A 20,065-nucleotide genomic window follows, 5' to 3' on the forward strand; every position below is an offset into this window, starting at 1 on the left:
TCAAAGGAACCGGATTCAAGGGATTTTACCGTTGGATCAGCCGTGATTATCTTTCGCTGTTTCCAAATCTCCCTGAGCGCTCGCGTCTATCGCGTCTCATCACCAGATATGCCGCTTTGTGCGCTGAATTTCTGGGTGAGCCGTCGTTCTTCACAATCATTGACTGCTATCCGATTGAGCTGATTCACCCCCGCCGGGAAGGACGAGCGAAGCATTCGCTCGCCAAGAAAAGCAAAGACAAAGGGCGCTGGGCTGTGGGAATTAAGCTGTGTGGCGTGATCAACGATTTCGGTGAAATCGTCAACTTCGGCTGGCAACCCATGAACCGCCACGATCAGGTGTTTTACCCGCTGGTGAGCGCCTTGAACGGCCAATCCATCGTCATGGGGGATTGGGGGTTCCGATCCGCCAAAAAAGACAGTATTCCAGAAAACCTCAAGCTCTGCAAAAAAGGCACCTGGAACGTGAGAATGCAGGTAGAAACGGCGTTTTCACTGGTTACACGGATTATGAATCTGAAACACATGGACCATCGCCAGGAAGCGTATTTGACCGCTCACCTGGCGTATGTTGCGGCGGTCTTTAACATTCTTCTGGCGTGGTCGCGAGAATTCTTCGGCTGGACAGGCGAAGATGCCTTCAGAATGCATCTCGTCTCCTTCAGTCTCTGAATCTCAACCCGCACAACTGGTTGATAGAGACGATATCTAGCCATATCGTCTCACTTTTTATCGCCTGGGTGCGGAGAAATCTATCCTGGCTCAAGTCCTAAACGGGGTTTAAATCTACTTAAAATAAATTTAATATATTTAAAGTTTCTATATCGTAAATCATTCTAATTATAGATATTAAATTACGAATGAAGTATATTTAATTCTTTTACCTTCATGGACTCGTATTTCTCTGATTATAAACTGCTCAAGAGCAGCGGTATTCTGCGCATGTTCCTCACTGTCCATAACATTCAAACCTGAAATGGATGATATGCCAAGGGAATTATACGATGTTCCAAGCTTAAGTCCAGCATTTTCAGTTATATACCACCTATCGTGGATTGGTGATCCGCTTGATCCTTCTACATCAGCAACAACTATTTTAGTATCAAGCATTTCAAATTCCATGATATGATTTCGCCAATAATTAGAAAAGGTTTCATCATAGGGCAGGACAATCTTTTCCTGCTGTAAATGCTTTCGACTTGTAAGAATTCTAATAACACATGTGGGGTTAATTTCTACTACAAGACGTAATAACTCAAGCTCCTCAGGACCAAAATATGGATCACTAATTAACAGTGTCTGACTTAAGTTATCTTCTAACCACGTTTTTAGAAACTTTATAGCCTCATCACGTTGTCCAGGCTGTACAAGCAGCGATCCTAGTGTAGAAGGTCCTATTCTAGATCGCGTAATTTGAGTGATCTTCTCGAAGCTATTACCATATATAGAATACAGAAGTTCGGCAGAAGACATGCAACTAATAAAAAGTGGCCGCAGAATATCAAACGTCTTATTCGTACCTTCAAATCGACGTATAAAGTTTTGGATCAGCCATGTATAAACTGGAAAAGCCCGATCAATGCCTAACTCAGAAGCCTCTTCAAATCTCAGCTTCATATCATCAGGCTTGAGAGTTGGGACTCTCGATGCATTAAGCTTACCGAGTTGCCGCCATGCAATATTGGGCAAAGCTTTTATATCGCGCTCTTCATTTATTTTTTCACCCTTTTTATTTATAATCTTATTTTGAGTATCGAGTTCTCGCACTTTTTTCTTTAATTCTGATTTCATAGATGTTCTAGCAGGATCATCATCGATAAAATCTGCAAGACTAGCTGCATAATCTTTGTCAATACTATGAGCTACATCAATAATTCTTTTGCGAAGATTTACTATATCTGGCGCATCCTCTATTTCTACACTCTTCTCCATAGCAGACTTTAATACTAGTTTTGCTTTAGAGTAATCGAAGTTTGATAACACATCGCCAAATCTCACTAATCGCTGCAAGCGGTCAATTCCAGCCGGAATTAACCGTAAATCTAATTCAATATCAACAATAATTCGGTTTTTTATGTCAGCCTTTCCGCTTGCTAGTCTCTCAAGCACTTCACAGTTAATATACACACGATCGGAAGCATTATCAATATTTTTAACATTATTTAGATACTGGTTAAGGTTATTTTTAATTTCTGGATCAATTCTAAATAGAGATAAAAGAGCAAGAATTTTATATCCATCGTGCTGAATATTGCGATTGTCTGGGAGACTTTTATCTATTACTGCTCTAATTCTTCTAATTAGTTCTGCTTTATGATTCTGAGTGAGCCTTAGTGATGTCTGTCTGGGGTCCATTACTTTAGCGATGTCATCAATTAGCTGGTAGATTCTAGAATCTTTTTTCAGTTCCTCAAGCACTTTGCAGAGATCAGATAAATCTTCAAAAGATAGCGCAGTAGGTACTGATTTTTCATCTAAAGGCATGTATCGTGGAATTTTATATAGTATATTAAATGCTATATTGGACAATGCGTCATCACGGATATCGATTTGCAGATGATCTAAATGATAAAAGCAAGTGTCCTGGTGGTTAGCAAAAAGCGCGGGCGCAGAATAAGCTACAGCGTATTGGTATAGTAATAAGTCAGATTTTCGTAACTGCGGAAGCAAATTATTGATGCTATTCATGACCTTATTCGCGATATTTAAACTATCGCGCCGTTTAAGTTCAAGGTACAAGTCAGTATATTGACTAATCTGATTATATAGTGATGGTATTCTATCAATGAGATCCATTAACTGAGAAAACTCTGCATCTGAATAATTTGACTTACTAATAATACCACCAAAAGCTAATATTGATAATCTGATGCAGTCACCATATGAACTTACAGCATCTTCAGCGAATAGAGATGTGCCTTCTCGAGACTTTTCCGCTTTTTCCATAAAATCTTCAGCAAATGGTCTATCATATTTGGCAAGGGACGCTGTAGCTTTTAAAGCAAGTCTAATACTGCATGACTGATCTGTAATTTTTGCATAACTTGCTTCTATCTTAGATTTTATAGATTTTTTCAATGATTCAGGGTATTCTGGTTCATCTCCTGATAAAAGTATTAAAATACTTATATAGCAGTTGTGTCTATACATCTCACCATCGAAAAGATCAATGTGCTGCATAAGCGAGTGTATCGCGGCAAGGTTAAAATTCTTATATACAATTTTTGCCTCTGCCAGCTTATTTAATACCTTCTCGAAAGCTCCTTCTTTTAAATGTATTTGTTCTATTAGGGAAATTATATTAGAAATATCTGCAAGGTTATATTTATCTGGTGTTTCTGATGCTATTAATGCAATATCAATTAAAGCCTGGGTCCTTCTAGAAACCAAATTGAGTCGCAACGCTACAATTAGAGCCGTCTCTGAACCAGTTTTGGCTAATGCACTAATCGCACCTTGGGCGATACTATAGTGATCCGCAGTATTACAAAATAAAATATCAATATTTCGCGTTAATTCATCTTCAACTTCATTTAACTTCACTTTAATATCCGAGCTGCTTGTAATAGAATGAACAATATAGAGAAGGTTTACAAGCCACGATAGACACTCCATCCGAGCGGAGAGATCAGTGACTGCCCACACATAATCTTTCAACCTTAGCGCACGCTGAATTGATGCAGAAATATCAAAATGAAGTTCTGCACGACACAGATTGCTCTGAAGGCGGACATATTCTTCAGATGCCCCAAGGCGTTCAATCAAGCTGGCTTGTCCGTCGATCTGTCGTATGACATGTAGAGTTTTAGCTTGATCGCCTTTAGTGATTAAGGGCGAGGTCAATTCTCTAAAATCACGTGTTTTGGGCGTATATGATGCCTCTTTGATACATAATCCGATTCCATAGATAATTAGATCGATTGCGTCAGGATTAAATTCGTTGAACCTTGCCCAGTTTCTCAAAAAGAAGATTCTATTCGTCGGATCAAATGATTTAATTCTAAGAATTATCTCATCGGCTGAAATTTTTTCAAAATATAAAGACATTGTGCCAAAAAATCTGTCAGCAGGCGAGCTTTTTTCAGTATCGGATATTAGTGAGACATTTTTCGATTGAAGGCTGTCATCCAACTTAGCTTCGAAAGATAAGCGCGCTAGTGCCCAATCAAATTCGTCACGACTATCATCATCTTTTTTACCACGCCCCAACAACTTTAAAGCAAGATCTGGAGAAACCCAAACAAGATCGGAGGCGATTTCTAGAAGCCATTCGTCAATTCGGTCAATATTCAGAAGTTCGATAAGGGTTTCGATTTCCTGCTTCAATTCAGCCTCAATCTGGCGATCGTCTTCTATCATCGACTTTGATATTGAAGACAGAAGACGTAATCTAACTTCAATTGCGCTACATGATCTTGCTATTTCGATAGAAGATCCATAATCTTTAAGAGCTAAACGTGCATTTACTTCAGATAAAAGTAGGTCAGCGGTTTGTACAAAATTAATAGCTGATTTTTGCATACTAAATCGCGCAATATCGATTATATTACCCATTTCTATTGCAGTCTCAAATACAAAGTCAGCTCTTTTCTGTAATGGGGAAAGTGAAGATTTAGATTGCAATAATTCGCTATAATGGGCAGCGTCTATTAGTTCTAACACATCTTTATGTCTGCCAATTTCTCGATAATAGCCAGGTAGATGTTCTAGAGCATCCTTACTGTGTTTATTGCTGCTTATAAGGTCAATTAACTGTCCAATTGCTATCGATTTATAGTTTTTAAGCCGTTCCATCGCCATTAATCTCTGGGAATTACTTGTAAACTGAATATGTTTATCAATAGATACGAGACTTACTTTGCTCATTTTTTCTCTAAGATTCAATTCATCTGTTTTTAATAAAGAAGCTAATGTCTTAATATCTAGATCTATATTAGAATAAGCTAGCAGTGATAGAGAATTGCGTATTAACTCATCGTCTAAATCTGTAGATTTCCATTCGATGTCCATGAAGTCTGGCATCTTACCAGATTCCATGTTAAATAAATCATCTAAATTGATATCTTCGCCTAAGGCACGAACAATATTTTCAATATTACCGGGAAGACCTCTGCTCATATCATGTATGCGTAGGGCGCTATCTTGCGATAAGCCATGAGTCGTTAAAAATTTTAAAGTTTCATCTGGGGAAAATCCAGGGATAGTTAAAGTTTTTATACTGCAAAGACGCCCATGCTTAGCATCCAATAAATTTTCTGTACCAGAAATAATAAATTTAAAATTTTTTAATCCAAATGGAAGAACATCAGTGAGAAGTTTATCAAAGTACCCAGGCACTTCCAATTCTATATCAGAAAATCCATCTAAAAGTATATGAACGGACTTTTGCTTGAAATTGGATTTTGAGTTTAACTTTGCCAAAACTGGCCGGAGCAAGCGCTCTAATTCTTCATGTTCTGGAAGATCAATACAAGGCCGCTCATGTAATAGAAAATAGGCCTGTTGGTATAAGGACAACTGTAAAAATTCTATATCAAACGTCATACGACTTGTAAGAGAAGCAAATAATGAAATGCATTGAGGAAAATACTTTTCTGCATATTGTTTAATAAGATAAGTTTTTCCTACTCCGGACTCACCTTCTAACAGCAAAATATCGGCAGAGGATTGCAGCATTACGTGTGCAAGATCGACTAGATTTGCACGATTGATCTCACCAATTCGATTACGGGGAAAGGTGGGACAAATAACACAGGTTGTTACAAGTTCGCTTGTCATAGTGCTTCTCCTATTTTAAAAAATCAAGAACTGATAATATGATTAAGTTTTTCTAATATGAATATGAAATTGTTCTTTTATATTCATATCACATTGAGCTGTTTTAAGCTAGGGTTTAGCTCAAATCAACCTCAGGTTATTGACCAATCCTCGCCGTAAAAGGTGGCTTCAAATTTGCGAGCTACTCGTTGTGAGGCAACGTTCGTCCAACTGGTGCTGTAAAACAGCAGGCGTCCAATTTGACCCACCAAATCAATCCAGTGGCCTGTTGCTACCACCCCATACCCATGACCCCGAAATTGATCCACAGTATGCAGACCGGCTTCAGCCACATCGTCCGCCCATCGACTGCAAGAACAAACCGACACGGCAACACCATTTACCAAAACTGCTGCAACAGGTCTAACTTCTCCTGACTGGACACACCGAGCAGTGTATGGATAATGGGTCACCAGAGAGTGGGCATTGGACGCGTCAACGGTCACTGCGTTTTCTGCTGCTCGATATGACTCTCTCAGCCAATAAGCTGGCCCACGGTCCTCCTTGTCAGAACAGAGAACCTCGCGTATTGCCACGGCGATCTGCGGCTTATTTTGACCAGAGGCCAGAGGCGGTTCTGTCCGGCATATCTCGTCCAATCTGATCTTCAAATCTTCGTCCAATTCATGGCGAAAGTGCCAGACATTCCCCTCGACAGTCCGGCCCATAAAAAATCGGGGGCAGGCGTACGGCCCTCTTCATCGGTGTCAGCAATGAGGTGAAGTTGGCTTAGCTCATCAAGCGTGAAAAGCGCTCCAACCTGCCGTTTCATAAGACTTAGAGGAGAAGAACTGGGCATGAACACACTTTAGCAGTGAGTACACTGTGCTGCGTCCCAGTCGGCGGGGTTCAGCTCCGCAGCCCACGCCTCCCACGCGCTGGCCCTAGCCTCCTCGTGACAGCCGAGATAGTCGGCCAGCTCCGTGCGCTGCTGCTGGCTGGGAGCGTCGTCCTGACCGCCGTGGTCCGCCGTGTACATCTGGGAGAGAAGGTCAGCGATCTCGATTGACGTGAGGTCAGCGGGGCGCATGCCAGAAAGTGTACTGGGCCTGCTCTATTGCCAGGGCAACCGTAGTCTCTTCTCGATGTCTGCATCCAAATTTCACGGTACGATTTCGCCATGACCGAATCATCCCCCGTGCTGATCCTCAGCGTGCCAGCGGGTTACGAGATTGATCCCCAGGCGTGGGAAACGTTGAAGCAGTGCGCCGGAGACTGCTATGGCGCGGGCGTGATGCTGGCTGCCCCGGCATTTCTGCGCGCGGAGTCCCCAGTGCTGCTGGGCGACTGGGGAGACGGGAAGGCCGAGGCGCTGCGTGAGTTGGGGCCGTTGATCGACGCGGCCTTCTTCACCCTGGACTGGCTCGAAGCGGCGATGTAGACGTCAGTTTTTCACGGCGATTCTCTCAGCTACCGCCAACACCGCTTTCGGGTCCAGCACGCCCTTAAACCAGATCACCCGTTCCCCGAATTCACTGGGATCGACGCCCGCCTTCTCCAGATTCAGCCGCTCCGAGACGCACACGATCAGATCCGTTCGCCCTGATTTTTTGAGCAACGCGAACTTCTTTTTCAGGTATTCAGGCCGCCAGTAGCCCACAATTTCCATCAGTACGCTGCGCTCGCCGTCCACCAGCCGGAAGTCCGGCAGAATCACGCCGCCCGGCACCGGCACCAGGTCCACTTCCCTCTCCAGAATCCACGGCGTCTCCAGCTTGGCAAAGCGCTCAGCAAAACCAGACTCCAGGGCGCTGTCATGTTCCTCTGGAGCCTTGTAGTGGCTGACGTAGCCGTCCTCGCTGGTCACTTGATAGGACCATTCCTCATCCTTGGGGTCCACCCAGGCCAGATCACGCCGGGGTTTCAAAGCGGCGCTGAGATCCCATTTGGTGACGTGCAGGAGGGCGGGTAGAAACTTTGCCATCGCCAGCCCGTAGCGGGTGGTCCCTGAAAAGAGGCTGGTGGGGCCGTCCATCGTCAGCGTGAAGCCGTAATCCGCGTCCCCTTCCACCGTGACCATCAGGCCAAACAGTTTCAGGTAGCGCAACAGTTGCTTGTAACGGGCGGGTTCGTTGCGCCGGGCGGTGATGACGAGCTGATAGGCGCGGTACAGCATCCCCTGGGCCTGGGCCAGATCAAAGCGCTGAATCAGTTCCAGGGGTTCGAGAGGATCAAAGGCGATCAGCGTCTGCTGATCGGGCAGATCGGCGTACAGGGCCGCCGATACCTCTGCTGAGGTCAAAGGGGTCTCCGTGGACAGCGCCCGCGCGGCCTGTTCCAGAATGTCTGTTGTCCGCTGGCGACTGGGGGGATGACTCTGGGCCAGCGCAAAGACCTTCTCGCGCACCGCCGGAGGGGCAAGGTTGCCCCCGGCTTCAAACTCCCCCCGCTGGCCCAGCAGATGCGACAGACCGCGCAACACCCGGAAGTCGGCGCGGCCTGCCTCCAGCGCCCGCACTTCCTCATTCAGTTCAGCCCGCTGTTTGCCGACGTGCGAGGCATACAGGGCGATCAGCGTCTCGGCGAGTTTCAGGTTGGTGGTGGTGGGCTTGAGGCGGCGGGGGTCTGCTATACCCTCGTTCACTCTGAACATCAGGAGTTCAGTCGGGAGCATTGATGTCCTCCCAGGTGGGGGCGGCCCCCTGCGGCTTCCACTGGCCCTTTCTCTGCTGGCTGACGCGCTCCTCGGAGGTGCCTTCGGTGATCACTTCGTAAAGCGTGGCCTTCTTGCCTTTCGCCTTCCGCAGAATGCGGCCCAGGCGCTGAATGTATTCGCGCTCGGTGGCGGTGCCCGATAGCATCACGCCCACAGACGCTTCAGGCACGTCCACACCCTCGTTCAGTACCCGGCTGGTGGTCAGGATGCGGTAGGAACCGTCCCGGAACTTATCAAGCACCCCATGCCGCTCTTTGGTGGGCGTCTGGTGGGTAATGGACGGAATCAGAAATTCACGGCTGATGCGGTAGACCGTCGCGTTGTCGTCGGTGAAGATGATCGTCCGCTCGTTCGGGTGGTTGGCCAGGATCTCCTCTAAAACCCGCAACTTTCCCTCTGTCCCGTAGGCCAGGGACCGGGCCTCGCGGTGCGCCAGCATGGCCGCCCGGCCCTGCGGCGAGCCACTGCTCATGATGAACTGCTTCCAGCCGTCCAGGGAGCCAAGTTTGATGTTGTTCAGGCGCAGGAAATGGTTGCGCTGCCCAATGAGACCGTCGTAGCGGGCCTGTTCGGCATGGCTCAGCCGCACCTTGATCACCACCTCGCGGTAATCGGCCAGCGTGGTTCCGGCCAGGTCTTCGGGGGCACAGGAATAGACCACCGGGCCGAGCAGGGTGTCCAGATCGCGTTCCCGCCCGTCGCTGCGCTTGAGGGTGGCCGACAGCCCCAGCCGATAGGGGGCCAGACTCATCTCAGCGATGACGCGCGTGAAGTCACTGGGCAGGTGGTGGCACTCGTCGCAGATCAGCAGCGCGTACTTCCCCGCCAGGTCTTCGGCGTGGATGGCGGCGGAATCGTAGGTGGACACCAGAATCGGGGTGTCGTCATGGCTGCCCCCACCGAGGAGGCCAATGTTGGCGTCGGGGAAGGCCGCCACCAGTCCTGAATACCATTGCTGCAACAGGTCCAGCGTCGGCACGCAGATCAGCGCACTGCGGGGGGTGTCCCGCAAAGCGAGCTGCGCCACCAGCGTCTTGCCCGCCCCGGTGGGGAGTTCGACGGTGCCTCTTCTTCCTGCTTCCTTCCAGGCTTTGAGCGCACCGAGCTGATGGGCGTAGGGCGGCAGCTCACGGGCCACCGACAGTTCGAGTTTGGCGAAGTTGGTCGCGTCGTCCTTGAAGGTCAGTCCCTGCGCCCGCAGCGCTTCCACGATGGCGCGGTAATGCTGCCCCCTGGCGCGGTAGTTCTGGCTTCTGGCGTCCCAGGTGAAGAATTCAGAGACGCAGGCGGGAACCGCTGACATCACCAGGGTTCCTCGGTCCAGACGCAGTGGCGCGCTCATTCCAGCCATGTTAAAGGCCAGGCGCTATGTTCACCCTGCGCCAGACGCCATTTACTCGCAGGCCCGTCCGTCGCCGTCGCGGTCCAGCTTGCGGCTGTAGCCCGGCTGACCGGAGAGCAGCGGCGCTTTGCCTGCGGCGCGCACAGCGGCGCAGTTGGGATAGGTCACCGAACTGGGCAAAGCTGGGACCACTGGGGGGGTAACCCGTGGGGGGACGGGTTGGGGCGTCACGCGCGGCGGAGCGGCCTGGGGCGTCGTCCCCGTCCCTTTCTCGGCCATCAGGCTGTATTTCCCGCCGGGCTGCACCGTGATCGTCACGGTGCCGTTGAGGTCCGTACGGTAAATGGCGGCCCCCACGCCTTTGTAGAGGGCCAGTGCCTCCGAGGTGGGATGCCCGTAGTTGTTCGGGCCAACACTGATCACGACGTTGCTGGGCCGCACCGCCTTCAACCATGCGGGATTGTCCCCGTTCTTCGCGCCGTGGTGGATGCTCTTGTACACGTCGATGGGGCCGAGTTTGCTGGCCGGATAGGCCCTCAACCAGCCCTGTGTCTCGGCGGTCTCGCTGTCTCCGGTCATCAGCGCCTTGAACGTGCCGTATTCGATGAGCAGGCCGACGCTGTTGAGGTTCTGATCGGTCTTCGGCATGCCGAGGGGTGGGGGCAGCACCGTGACTTTCACGCTGCCCAGGTTGATCACCTGATCTTTCGCCAGCAGCCCCTGGGTGCCAGCGGCCTGGACCGCTGCCGTCAACTTGCCGAAGGTCTGCGTCGTCCCAGCAATCCCATTGTTCAAAAAGAATTTGGGTTTGAACAACTGGACCGCCGGGATCAGGCCGGTGATGTGGTCCGCATCGGCGTGAGATGCGGCCACGACAGCCAGAGATTTGACGCCGTATTGGGTCAGCAGTTCCGTCATGCGCTTTTCTGACCTTCCCCCGTCATATAGCAGGCTCTGGCCTTCAGGAGCCGTGATCAACACGGCGTCCCCCTGCCCGACATCCAGGAAGCGGATGGTCAGCACGCCGGGGGGGGCGGTCTGGGCCAGTGTGCCTCCACCCAGCAGGGCGGCCAGCATCAGGACGCGCCTCACAGGTCAATGTCTCCGTCGGGCGCTTTAGCGTTCAGGCTGTCGAGCTGGCGCTGGCCGAGGGCATGGCGACGGTCCGTTTCATCGTGGTCAATCTCGATGTCCACATCGCCGCCCTGCACGTCGATTTGAATGACGTCACCTTCTTTAATTCCTTTGGGCAGACTCGACAGCCGCCAATCCTCGGTGGTTCCGTCCGGCAACTCGACGCGCGCCACCTTTCCCTCGATGCCGTCGATGATGACGTGGCTGATACCCAACTCCTCGTGCTGCTGCTCAGATGCCATGCCTCACGCTAACGCACGTAGGACGCCCCGTTGATATCCAGCGTCGCCCCGGTCATGTGCCGCACCAGCCCGGAGGCCAGGAAGACCACGGTGGCGGCCACATCCTCGGGTGGGGCCGCGTCCCCCAGCGGGAACTCCTGGGCCAGCTCCGCAGCGTGTTCATTCAGGTACGCCTCGGCCATCTCGGTGCGGACCCAGCCGGGGGCCACCGCGTAGGCGAGGACGCCCTCATGGGCAAAACCCCGGGCAATCGAGCGGGTCAGGGCGATCACGCCGCCTTTCGAGGCGGCGTAATGCATGGCGTTGGGCTGGTCTCCCCGGAAGGCCGCCCGGCTGGCGATATTAATGATGATGCCGCCCCCGTGGCCCCGGAAGTGCCCGATGGCCTCCCGGCAGGTGTCCGCCACGCTGAGCAGATTGACCTGCAAGGTCTCTCTCCAGACGGCGGACCACGCTTCCAGGGGATCGTCCACGGTGACGGGTGGCGCGATCCCCGCGTTGTTCACCAGCACATCGACGCGGCCCTGCCATGCAACGGCGTTCTGAAATAGCCTGACGGCTTCCCCTTCCTGGGCCAGATCACCAGTCAGAAGGTGAATCCGGTCTGCGCCGAACTCTTCAATTAGCGCCTCACCGCCCTGCCCGCTGCGGCCCAGGTGGGCGGCCACCGACGCGCCCACGTCCAGCAGACTGCGGACACAGACCGCGCCAATGCCACGCGAGGCCCCGGTCACGAACACCACTTTGCCGTCCAGATTGATCATGCCTGCCAGTCAAGCATACAGACGCCTATGTCCATGCTCTATCCGGGCACAGGTCAAAAGCCTGTGTCAGACGCATTCATTGCGCTGAGAAAAGAATCGGGGCGCATGGGTTGACAGCGGCTGCATACCGCCTTATATTTAAGGAATCAAAGCGGCCTTTCGGGCCGCTTTTTCCTTGTCTACTTGAGTTTGAGCGAACCTAATGCCTTGTCGAACACGCCCCGCTGGGCCGCAGTCGCGGCAGGTCCCGTGGTGAACTGGACACTCAGCAGGTTGCGTTTGCTCACCCCATGCCAGTACTGCAAGCGCACCACGGCTCCATTGGCCTTGAGCGTCAAGTCGTACACCCGCTCGGTCCCTTTAACTCCGCCCGCTGTCCGTGGACGGTCACCCACCCGCTTCAGGGTGGCCAGCCCACCGCCCGTGAGCGATCCCTCGACGCCCCCGATGAACTCCTTCAAAGCGGCGGCGTCATTGCCCTTGCTCTGATACGGGGCGAAGAAGAGTTGCAGGACGGCGGGCGGGGGGGTGCCAGGGGCCAGCACCGTGATGCCGGGTAAGTTATTGGGGTAGGGCCGCTGTTCCCAGCCCGCAGGGACGTCGGCGGTGAATGGAGCCTGGGTGTTCTTGAGGGGGACGGCCAGCGCCGCACCTGTCAGAGCCGAGGTGAGTAGAAACGCCCTGTGAATGGAGGAAGACATGAATCAGAGCATAGAGAGAGGACCGTCTCCAGAGACAGCCCTAATTTGATTTAGGACTTGTCGGTGACTTCCCGAGGGCGTCGTCAGACGTGCGCGCTGTTTTTCCCTGCCCCCGTGCAGTCTTATCCTGCGACCACCACGCGCCTGCCTGACCTGACCCCGGCTGAACTGGCCGGTCTGCTGACCCGCGCCTACGCCGCCGACTATGGCGAACCAGGCGACGCCCCCAGCGCTGCTGAATGCACCGCTCTGGCGGATTATCTGGGCTGCCACGAGGAGATGCGCGCTGCCGCCTTCGCTGTGTGGTGCCAGGAGTTGAACGGCGTGACCGAGGACGAGGCCGAATACTGGCTGGATGTGGAGTTCATCGAGCCGTGTCATGAGGAGCGCGCCGTCTAACGGGACCACCTTCACCAGCGCCTGGACCGCCCCGCCATCTGCGCGCCGATCAGCAGTCCAGGCAATGCGGGCAGGGTGTAGAGCAGCAGGAACCCGGCCAGCGTCGCACTCCCCAGCACTTCGCCTAACGGGCGGCCCAGCGCGGCGGACAAGGGACTGCCCAGCCACGCCACCGCCGCCCAGAGGCCGCCGGACAATCCAGCGTTCTGCACGGTCAGGGCGGCCCAGCGCACACTCAGAAGGATCGCCGTCTGAAGGGCCAGGGCAGGCAACAAGGCCACCACGCCCCGCCAGCCGGGCGCGGCACGTCCGGCGAGGCCGCCCAGCACCAGCGGTCCCAGCAGCGGCACCCAGCCCACCAGCACGGCCACCAGGAGCAGCATGACGGCGTGAATCCACGTTGGACCATTGCCCCGGTTCATCAGGGAATGACGCTCTCGAACAGCGTGCCCCGGCGGTCCTCGGTCACGTCCCGGAACAGTTCGGGAAACAGGCTGGGCATCCCTTTCCGGGCGCAGCGCAGGTGGTATTCGATGTGGGCGTGATAGCGCTGGCTGGGCAACACCAGCAGGTTGGCTGGATCGTTGTTGGTGCTGTCGCCGTCGCGGTGGTGAACGATTTCACCGGGGGCCAGGGGGCGGGCCAGCATTTGCTCCGCCAGAACACGGTGCAGCGAGCGGACCTTGCCCGCCTTCTTGTCCCTCACCTTGCGGTAGACCTTGCGCCGCTTCACTCTCCGTCCCCCCTGGGCTACTGCAACAAGTCTTCGCTTCCATCTGCTGGCCAGCGCCGCGAGAGAGCAGCAGCCACCAAACCCCCAGCCAAATACCAGCCTACCGTCAGCAACGGCGTCATGGGAAAGCGTGATCCTGGTTGACCGCCCAGCCCAAGAGGCCGGGGCAGCACCATCGCCCCCACGCCCGCCGCCAAGCCCAGCGCCCCGCCGCGTTCCCAGGCCCCCTGACGCGCACCCAGCCCCACCAGACCGAAGTAGACCGTGTTGGACACCAGATCCCCCAGCAAGGTCCAGCGGTACAGGGCCGCGCCGTGGGGTGGGTCCACGCCCAGGGCGTCCAGCGATCCGGCCAGGGCACGCTCACCGATCACCTCGATGCGGGGCGCGTGGGGCAACGCCCGCCGCACCGTTTCGTTGAGCAGGGTCACGGTGACGGCTCCGGCCAGACCTATTGCCCCTAATCGGATCAGGCGGGCGCGGCGCTGCTGGGAGGACGCAGGAACTGGGGCGGACGGATCAGAACGGTCATCTTCAGACATGGGAACCTCCAGAGGGGGCACTTCAGCCGCAGCGGAAGGGAATGGGGAGCGGGCCACAGCAACAGACGCCCCGGACGCGGGGACCGCCCGTAACCTGAAGATGGCCGTACGCCTGGCGACAGGCCGCCAGACGGGACGTGATGGCGGACAGATTCAGCCCCTCATCCCGGATGGTCTGGGCAATGGCGGCGGAGCAGGACGCCCCACCGTAAAAGGCCGCATGGGCGCAACGAAAGCCTTTATGGGGTGAGAGCCAGCGCTGGTACAGCGCGATGCCAGCCAGGGCCAGCGTGTCAGGGGAAAGCATGGCCTGAGCCTAGAGGGACTGAGGCGCAGAGCAGTTGAGGAAGGGGTAAAGGGATGACCGGAGAACCAGAGGGGTTGCTCCATCCAGTGGTCACCTGCCATTGATCCCCTCCAGAGAGTCAACCTCGGCGATGAGTGCCTGGCGAAACGCTTCACTCTCCTGGGAAGTGTCCTGGCTGGCGGAATGGTATCGCGCCAGCACCAGGGGCCAGTGCCGGAAGCCGACTTCGGCGGCAGTGGCGGCAAGCGCTTCATCTGAATATTCGTCCTCGTAAGCCTCGATGAACAGCGCGGCCCACAGTCCCTGTTCCGTGTGGGCGAGGTCCCGTGCGCGGCGGGCCGGGTCTTCCAGGCTGAAGGTGAAGAACACCAGATGATCCGCTTCCTGGCGCACCGCCACAACGGTGGTGCCGGACTCCCAGAGGGGCATCACGGGTGTTCCGGTGGGGCCAGCGCCGATCAGCGGTCTGTCTCCAGCGCCGTAAAGTTTTGTCACCCGTTGCACGCGAAACTCAAACACGGTGGGCGAATACAGGCTGAGGGCCATCTCCCGCAGGGCAGGCGAGAGGGTCAGGCGTTGGAGGGCAGCGGCGCGCTGGGCTTCGGGGACGATGGCCACCGGGCGAGCGTAACACCCGGCTGGACGGCTCAATCTGCTGCGCTGGCCCAGTTGCCCAGCGGCAGTTCGCTGAGCCGTTTCACTTTGATCGTCACCGCCCGGCCCTGCACCGTGGCCTCGCCCTGCACGATCAGCGCCCGAGCGTCGCGCAGCAGGACGCGGTGGGCCTCCCACAAGTCCGGGGAGATGATGGCCTGGACGCGGTTTGACCCGTCTTCCAGCACGAAGAAAGCGAACCCCTTCGCTGTCGGTGGCCGCTGCTTCGTGACCACCAGGCCCGCCGTCCACGCCTCCCGCCCGTGGCGCAGTCCTGCCAGTGGCACGCAGCCCACGTCACGCAGCCGCGCCCGGTGGGCGTCCAGCGGATGACGCCCGGACTCTGAAATCCCCTTGGTCTCCAGATCGAGAAACAGCAATTCATCGGGGGAAAGGGCGGACAACTCAGGCGGTTCGGCCTGCGGACCCAGCAGACCGCGCGTGCCGGGCTTGCGGGCATTGGCGATGGTGTGCAGCACGTAGAACGCCTCACGGCGGTTTTTCTGGGCGTCCACAGCATCAAACGCTCCAGCTTTCGCCAACGTGTCCAGGGCGTCGCGCTTGATTTCCACCCGATCATAGAAGTCCTCGACACTGGCGTACTTACCGCCCGTCAGGCGCTCCTGCACGATCAGCCGCGCCGCCGCCTCGCTCACGCCCTCCACGGTGGACAGGGGCAGCCGGACGGTGCGTGTGTTCTCTGCGCGGTACGACATTCCAGAGCGGTTGATGCATACGCCGCGCAATGATACGGACTCCGAATAAAAAGCGCAGACTGGAGCATCGCTAAATTCTATTCAACCATCATTGTTCGCCACAGTGCCGCCGACAACCCGATCTCTTCACCCAGCACATCCTGTTCCACTGGTGGCCTCTATACGGTAATTAAGCGGAATCCGTATGAGACCCCCCAGCGCCGGGCTTCATGACTGACGGTAGCGGGGGGCCACAATCCCGGCGCTTCGGTCAGGAAGGCCGCGAGGTACGCCGCTGGATGGTGCTGGCGCATCCAGGCGCTGGAATAGGCGTGCTGTGCGAAGGCGTGCGCGTGTGATTCGGCGAAACCGTAGCCTCGGAAGGCGGCACAGGTGGCGAACATTTCCTCAGCTTCCCAGGGAAACGCCCCGGTGGTCAGGGCGGCACCCGCAGTGAAGCTGTTCTTCAATTCGTCCAATTCGGCGGCGTCTTCGGTCTTACTTAGTCTGGACCGAAATCGGTCCGCGTCCGGCCAGGAATACCCGGCGTAGTGGACGGCGATTCTTAAAATCTGCTCCTGAAACATCAGCGTGCCGTGCGTCGGTGCGAGGATCGTCCGCAGGGGTTCGGGCAGGTCTGGCACGGCCTCCTCTCCCCTGGCCCGCCGGACATACGGGTGAACGGTGCCAGATTGAATTGGGCCGGGGCGCACCAGCGCGATCTGATGGGCGAGCTGGGTCATGTTTTTCGGCTGCAAGCGGGCCGTCATCTGCACCTGGGCCGGACTCTCGATCTGGAAGATGGCGAGTGTGTCCCCACTGGCGATTCGCTCCCACACGGCAGGATCGTCGGGCAGATCGCCGTACTCCACCCACTGGCCCGTCAGGCGCATCACTTCTTCGCGTGCCCGCTCCAGGGCGGCCAGCATCCGTAAGCCCAGCAGGTCCAGTTTGATCAGGCCCAGCTTCTCCACGTCGTCCTTATCAAAGGTCAGCATGCGGATACCACCGCTGGAACGGGTCAGGGGCGAGTAATGGGTGAGCGGACTGGCGCTCAACACCACGCCGCCGGAGTGGGGGGCCAAGTGACGCACAAAGCCTGGCTCAATCTTTTCCAGCAAGGAAAGCAAAGCCTCTTTGACAGGGGCCTCGCCCAGCACCTCTGCGAACACCACGACTGCTTCCCTGGCCCGGTGGGGGCGGCTGTGGCGGTAATCGCGGCCCAGGGCGCGTGAGAGACGGTCCCGCAACTCTGGTGGCAGGCCCAGGGCGCGGCCCAGATCCTGCACGGCGCTGGGCAGGCGGTAGGTGATCTTGTTGGCCACCATCGCTTCCCCGGTGCCCTCACCGCCCCAGCGTGCCTCCACCCAGCTCAGCACCTGATCTCTACGCGAGCTGGCGATATCGATGTCCACGTCCGGCATGGACGCGCGCCCAGTGTGGAGGAAACGCTCAAACAGCAGATTGTGTTTAATGGGGTCTGACAGGGTGATCCCCAGCAGATAACACAGGACGCTGCCTGCCGCCGATCCCCGCCCAGCCGCGAGAATCCCATGCTCTCGGCAGTAGTCAGTGACCTCGGCAGCAGTGAGAAAGAATCCGGCCATCTCCAGCGTTCCTACTGTGGCGAGTTCTTGCTGTAAACGGGTCTGGGCCGCTGGTCTGGCATCGGGCAGGTAGCGCAGGGGTAGAGCCGCAAATGCGCGCTCCTCCAACGCCTCCTGTGGTGTCTGGAACACCCGGAGCTTCGGCTCCGGGGCGTGCAGTCGCTTCGGGCGCAGGTCCAGGGCGCAAGTGTCAGCCAGCTGCTGGGCGTTGAGCAGGGCGTCGGGAAACGGCAGCAGCGCGCCCCAGTCATCCGGCGTGCCGACGTGGCGGGCGTCGTTGCGGGGACGCTCGGCATGAGGAACCTGCACGTCGATTCCCAGGCGGGCACAGGTCAGGGCATCGAGCAGCGGGTACTCGTCCTGAGCGCCCATGTTGACCTCGGGAGCGGCCACCGTGGGCAATTCCAGGTCTCGGGCCAGACCACGCAGGTACTCTAATCTTCTCCGTTCGTTCGGCGCTGCGCCGTGAAAAAGCTGGAGGTACAGATCGAACGGGAAGGATTGGCGCAGGGTCCGCAGATACGCTGTTGCTCGCGCAATTTCTCTTCTCTCGCCCAGCACAGTGGGAAAGCCTGCACGGCCCCCCGTGAGGCAGGCCAGATGATCGCCGTGACTGGCCGCTGCCTGCACGCGCTCCAGCGGCAGTCCGTCCAAAGGACTCAGATGAACCTGGGTGATCAGTTCACAAAGCCGCGCGTAGCCTTCCCGGTCCTTCGCCAGCAGAACCAGCGGGAAGGTCTCGTGGGCTTCTTTCGATCTGGGGGGCGCGGGAAACCGCACGGGCAGCGTCACGCCGATCACGGCCTTAAGCTGCGCTTCACCTGCGGCCTCGCACAGTTCTACCGCCCCGGCCACGCTGCACCAGTCGGCCAGGCCCACCGCGCCGTAACCGCGCGCTGTTGCGAGCTTGACCAGTCGCCGGGGGCTGACGGTGCTGCGCCCCTCTGAAAAGTAGCTCTGACACGTCAGCAGCGTGGACAATGGACGTTGCATCAGTCCACCAGCCGGGCCAGCCACCAGATTTTGCCGCCGTCCTCGTGATGCAGTTCGGCAATTAGCTCGCCCGCCTGAACCAGATAGCAGGTCCGGGGAGCCTCGCCCAGCCACCAGCGCCCGCCGTACCGCCATTGGTCCAGCACGCCCTGAACAGGGTAGGCGCGGCCCGCCCAGACCATGCGCTGCAACTCGCCCGCAGCCGTGAGGCTCACCGTGATGGTCTGCTGCACCGCTTTCATGGCTTCACGGCTTCAAAGAACAGTGCCATCCGCTCCACGGCCTGCTGACGCGCCTGCGTGCGGGTCAATGCGGGTTTCCACGACTGCCGGGGCGTCATGGCTGTAGGCCGCACCATTCCCGTCAACCAGTCCACCCACTGGTATCGGGCGTCGGTGGCATAGGCGTAGGGATCGAGCCATTGCACCTTGACCAGCGCTTCGGGAAAGCGGTCCAGCACGTCTTTCGTCACCTCTAGCTCAGCCAGAGACGCCCACAGGCCCACCATGCGGCCCGGCTGCTGAATGCCAGAGAGCTGGATAGTCAGCGCCTCGACACCCAATGGAAGTGCGCCTGAGTCGTTCAGGGCCAGTCCAGCGATCCGCAGCAGACCCGCTGGATCAGGGGAGCCTTTGAGCTTGCGGGTGGCGGAGAGCCGTCCGCCCAGCGTGTCGGCCTGCACCGTCAGATACGCGGCGGCGCGGCCCCGCAGCTCGGCCAGGATTGAGGGGAGCAGCTCCGAGAAAATCACATCCGCCTCGCTGGGTTCGTAGAGCGGTGAGTCCAGGCCCATGCGCGCCTCGATCACCCGTCCTGGCACATACTTCTGCACGGCTTTTGTGCGTTCGCCTTTGAGAAAGCGGTTGACCCGCTTGCCCACGTCCACGCCGAGAAACGCCTCGCAGTGTGCCGCGCTCCACTTCATCAGATCCGCGAGGCCGCGCACTCCCAGAAAAGCCAGCCGTTCGATGTGCGCCGGGGTCAGGCCGATCACTTCCAGATGGGCAGCAGGAGTCAGCGCTAGGAATGCTTTCTCCGCCGCACCACAGCCCGCCTCGCGGACCTCGCCAGGCTTTGCGCGCAGGGCGGCGAGGTGCGCGACTTCCAAGCTTTTGGCCAGGCCGACAGGGGCATGCAGGGCGGCAGCCAGTTCACGGGCGGCGGGGGCGCTGATCTTCAGAAAGACGGTTCCTGGGACTCGTTCCTCCACCCGGTCCGAATACCGCGCGTACAGCGTTTCGAGCAGTTCCGCCCAGGCTGCAACCGCTGACGGCGCAGAGATCACTTCGGCATGCAGTTCTGGGCAGCGGCTCAGTGCCGCGATATCGCGCATTCCCGGCTGGACCCCCGCCTCCATAGCCTCCGGGCTGGCATACAGCACGCGCCGGGATTCACTCAAGGCCGCCACGGGAATACCGGGATGCTGACGGGCCAGCAGGGTCAACGGCCACGGTGAAAGATTCACGCAGGCCAGAGGCAT

General features: G+C 56.4%; 19 protein-coding genes. 3 read left to right on the forward strand and 16 right to left on the reverse strand.

Annotated features, from left to right (window positions below):
* Positions 1–671, forward strand: a 671-nt coding sequence (locus BOO71_RS17905; RefSeq protein WP_075834645.1) for a transposase, incomplete at its 5' end; no start/stop codon positions are given.
* 177 nt (positions 672–848) lie between these two features.
* On the opposite strand, the gene BOO71_RS27140 is transcribed toward BOO71_RS17905, so the two are convergent.
* Entirely contained in the window at positions 849–5,777 is a 4,929-nt protein-coding gene (locus tag BOO71_RS27140; protein ID WP_139323018.1) for an ATP-binding protein, read from the reverse strand.
* Between the two features lie 1,159 nt (positions 5,778–6,936).
* Here BOO71_RS27140 and BOO71_RS17915 point away from each other — a divergent pair.
* The gene (locus tag BOO71_RS17915) at positions 6,937–7,197 is read left to right on the forward strand and encodes a hypothetical protein (protein WP_075834649.1); all 261 of its coding nucleotides are present in this window, start codon (positions 6,937–6,939) and stop codon (positions 7,195–7,197) included.
* A gap of 3 nt (positions 7,198–7,200) precedes the next feature.
* Here BOO71_RS17915 and BOO71_RS17920 read toward each other — a convergent pair whose 3' ends face one another.
* From BOO71_RS17920 to BOO71_RS17945, 6 genes are all read right to left on the reverse strand, one after another.
* Positions 7,201–8,430: a DUF790 family protein gene (locus tag BOO71_RS17920; RefSeq protein WP_075834652.1), complete on the reverse strand. Its 1,230-nt coding sequence runs from the start codon at positions 8,428–8,430 to the stop codon at positions 7,201–7,203.
* Positions 8,417–9,814: a DEAD/DEAH box helicase family protein gene (locus tag BOO71_RS17925; RefSeq protein WP_075834654.1), complete on the reverse strand. Its 1,398-nt coding sequence runs from the start codon at positions 9,812–9,814 to the stop codon at positions 8,417–8,419. The genes BOO71_RS17920 and BOO71_RS17925 overlap by 14 nt, the downstream gene beginning before the upstream one ends.
* A 51-nt stretch (positions 9,815–9,865) precedes the next feature.
* Positions 9,866–10,906 carry an excalibur calcium-binding domain-containing protein gene (locus BOO71_RS17930; protein ID WP_075834656.1) on the reverse strand — a complete coding sequence of 347 codons (1,041 nt, stop codon included), beginning with the start codon at positions 10,904–10,906 and terminating at the stop codon, positions 9,866–9,868.
* On the reverse strand, positions 10,903–11,190 hold the full coding sequence (locus BOO71_RS17935) for a DUF3006 domain-containing protein (RefSeq protein ID WP_075834658.1): 288 nt from the start codon (positions 11,188–11,190) through the stop codon (positions 10,903–10,905). Before BOO71_RS17935 ends, BOO71_RS17930 begins: the two co-directional genes overlap by 4 nt.
* Positions 11,191–11,198: 8 nt before the next feature.
* Positions 11,199–11,954: an SDR family NAD(P)-dependent oxidoreductase gene (locus BOO71_RS17940; RefSeq protein ID WP_075834660.1), complete on the reverse strand. Its 756-nt coding sequence runs from the start codon at positions 11,952–11,954 to the stop codon at positions 11,199–11,201.
* Positions 11,955–12,133: 179 nt separating this feature from the next.
* The gene (locus BOO71_RS17945) at positions 12,134–12,655 is read right to left on the reverse strand and encodes a hypothetical protein (protein ID WP_075834662.1); all 522 of its coding nucleotides are present in this window, start codon (positions 12,653–12,655) and stop codon (positions 12,134–12,136) included.
* 114 nt (positions 12,656–12,769) lie between these two features.
* Between BOO71_RS17945 and BOO71_RS17950 the strand changes: the two genes are divergently transcribed.
* Entirely contained in the window at positions 12,770–13,054 is a 285-nt protein-coding gene (locus tag BOO71_RS17950; RefSeq protein ID WP_254843207.1) for a hypothetical protein, read from the forward strand.
* Between the two features lie 11 nt (positions 13,055–13,065).
* Here the strand turns inward: BOO71_RS17950 and BOO71_RS17955 are convergent, their stop codons facing one another.
* The 9 genes from BOO71_RS17955 to BOO71_RS17995 all read right to left on the reverse strand — a co-directional run bounded on the left by BOO71_RS17955 (position 13,066) and on the right by BOO71_RS17995 (position 20,065).
* On the reverse strand, positions 13,066–13,476 hold the full coding sequence (locus BOO71_RS17955; protein ID WP_254843208.1) for a hypothetical protein: 411 nt from the start codon (positions 13,474–13,476) through the stop codon (positions 13,066–13,068).
* Positions 13,476–13,787, reverse strand: a complete 312-nt coding sequence (locus BOO71_RS17960) for an HNH endonuclease (protein WP_075834664.1) — start codon at positions 13,785–13,787, stop codon at positions 13,476–13,478. The genes BOO71_RS17955 and BOO71_RS17960 overlap by 1 nt, the downstream gene beginning before the upstream one ends.
* Positions 13,788–13,804: 17 nt before the next feature.
* Positions 13,805–14,329: a hypothetical protein gene (locus tag BOO71_RS17965; protein ID WP_083653596.1), complete on the reverse strand. Its 525-nt coding sequence runs from the start codon at positions 14,327–14,329 to the stop codon at positions 13,805–13,807.
* Positions 14,330–14,351: 22 nt separating this feature from the next.
* Positions 14,352–14,636: a membrane protein insertion efficiency factor YidD gene (yidD, locus tag BOO71_RS17970; RefSeq protein ID WP_075834666.1), complete on the reverse strand. Its 285-nt coding sequence runs from the start codon at positions 14,634–14,636 to the stop codon at positions 14,352–14,354.
* 90 nt (positions 14,637–14,726) lie between these two features.
* Positions 14,727–15,254 carry a hypothetical protein gene (locus BOO71_RS17975; RefSeq protein WP_075834668.1) on the reverse strand — a complete coding sequence of 176 codons (528 nt, stop codon included), beginning with the start codon at positions 15,252–15,254 and terminating at the stop codon, positions 14,727–14,729.
* Positions 15,255–15,283: 29 nt separating this feature from the next.
* On the reverse strand, positions 15,284–16,006 hold the full coding sequence (locus tag BOO71_RS29085) for a helix-hairpin-helix domain-containing protein (protein WP_083653598.1): 723 nt from the start codon (positions 16,004–16,006) through the stop codon (positions 15,284–15,286).
* 158 nt (positions 16,007–16,164) lie between these two features.
* Positions 16,165–18,585: a DNA polymerase III subunit alpha gene (dnaE, locus tag BOO71_RS17985; RefSeq protein WP_139323019.1), complete on the reverse strand. Its 2,421-nt coding sequence runs from the start codon at positions 18,583–18,585 to the stop codon at positions 16,165–16,167.
* The gene (locus BOO71_RS17990; protein WP_075834672.1) at positions 18,585–18,827 is read right to left on the reverse strand and encodes a hypothetical protein; all 243 of its coding nucleotides are present in this window, start codon (positions 18,825–18,827) and stop codon (positions 18,585–18,587) included. Before BOO71_RS17990 ends, dnaE begins: the two co-directional genes overlap by 1 nt.
* A complete protein-coding gene (locus BOO71_RS17995) occupies positions 18,824–20,065 on the reverse strand; it encodes a Y-family DNA polymerase (RefSeq protein ID WP_075834674.1) in 1,242 nt (413 codons plus the stop codon). Before BOO71_RS17995 ends, BOO71_RS17990 begins: the two co-directional genes overlap by 4 nt.

Origin of the sequence: Deinococcus marmoris, assembly GCF_001949125.1 — a bacterium.
Taxonomy (GTDB): Bacteria; Deinococcota; Deinococci; order Deinococcales; family Deinococcaceae; genus Deinococcus; species Deinococcus marmoris_A.

Excerpts from the sequence above, each read along its gene's own strand:
- BOO71_RS27140 (WP_139323018.1), bottom strand. The coding sequence starts at position 5,777 with ATGACAAGCGAACTTGTAACAACCTGTGTTATTTGTCCCACCTTTCCC.
- BOO71_RS17915 (WP_075834649.1), top strand. The coding sequence starts at position 6,937 with ATGACCGAATCATCCCCCGTGCTGATCCTCAGCGTGCCAGCGGGTTAC.
- BOO71_RS17920 (WP_075834652.1), bottom strand. The coding sequence starts at position 8,430 with ATGCTCCCGACTGAACTCCTGATGTTCAGAGTGAACGAGGGTATAGCA.
- BOO71_RS17925 (WP_075834654.1), bottom strand. The coding sequence starts at position 9,814 with ATGAGCGCGCCACTGCGTCTGGACCGAGGAACCCTGGTGATGTCAGCG.
- BOO71_RS17935 (WP_075834658.1), bottom strand. The coding sequence starts at position 11,190 with ATGGCATCTGAGCAGCAGCACGAGGAGTTGGGTATCAGCCACGTCATC.
- BOO71_RS17940 (WP_075834660.1), bottom strand. The coding sequence starts at position 11,954 with ATGATCAATCTGGACGGCAAAGTGGTGTTCGTGACCGGGGCCTCGCGT.
- BOO71_RS17945 (WP_075834662.1), bottom strand. The coding sequence starts at position 12,655 with ATGTCTTCCTCCATTCACAGGGCGTTTCTACTCACCTCGGCTCTGACA.
- BOO71_RS17955 (WP_254843208.1), bottom strand. The coding sequence starts at position 13,476 with ATGAACCGGGGCAATGGTCCAACGTGGATTCACGCCGTCATGCTGCTC.
- BOO71_RS17965 (WP_083653596.1), bottom strand. The coding sequence starts at position 14,329 with ATGTCTGAAGATGACCGTTCTGATCCGTCCGCCCCAGTTCCTGCGTCC.
- yidD (WP_075834666.1), bottom strand. The coding sequence starts at position 14,636 with ATGCTTTCCCCTGACACGCTGGCCCTGGCTGGCATCGCGCTGTACCAG.
- BOO71_RS29085 (WP_083653598.1), bottom strand. The coding sequence starts at position 16,006 with ATGTCGTACCGCGCAGAGAACACACGCACCGTCCGGCTGCCCCTGTCC.
- dnaE (WP_139323019.1), bottom strand. The coding sequence starts at position 18,585 with ATGCAACGTCCATTGTCCACGCTGCTGACGTGTCAGAGCTACTTTTCA.
- BOO71_RS17990 (WP_075834672.1), bottom strand. The coding sequence starts at position 18,827 with ATGAAAGCGGTGCAGCAGACCATCACGGTGAGCCTCACGGCTGCGGGC.
- BOO71_RS17995 (WP_075834674.1), bottom strand. The coding sequence starts at position 20,065 with ATGCCTCTGGCCTGCGTGAATCTTTCACCGTGGCCGTTGACCCTGCTG.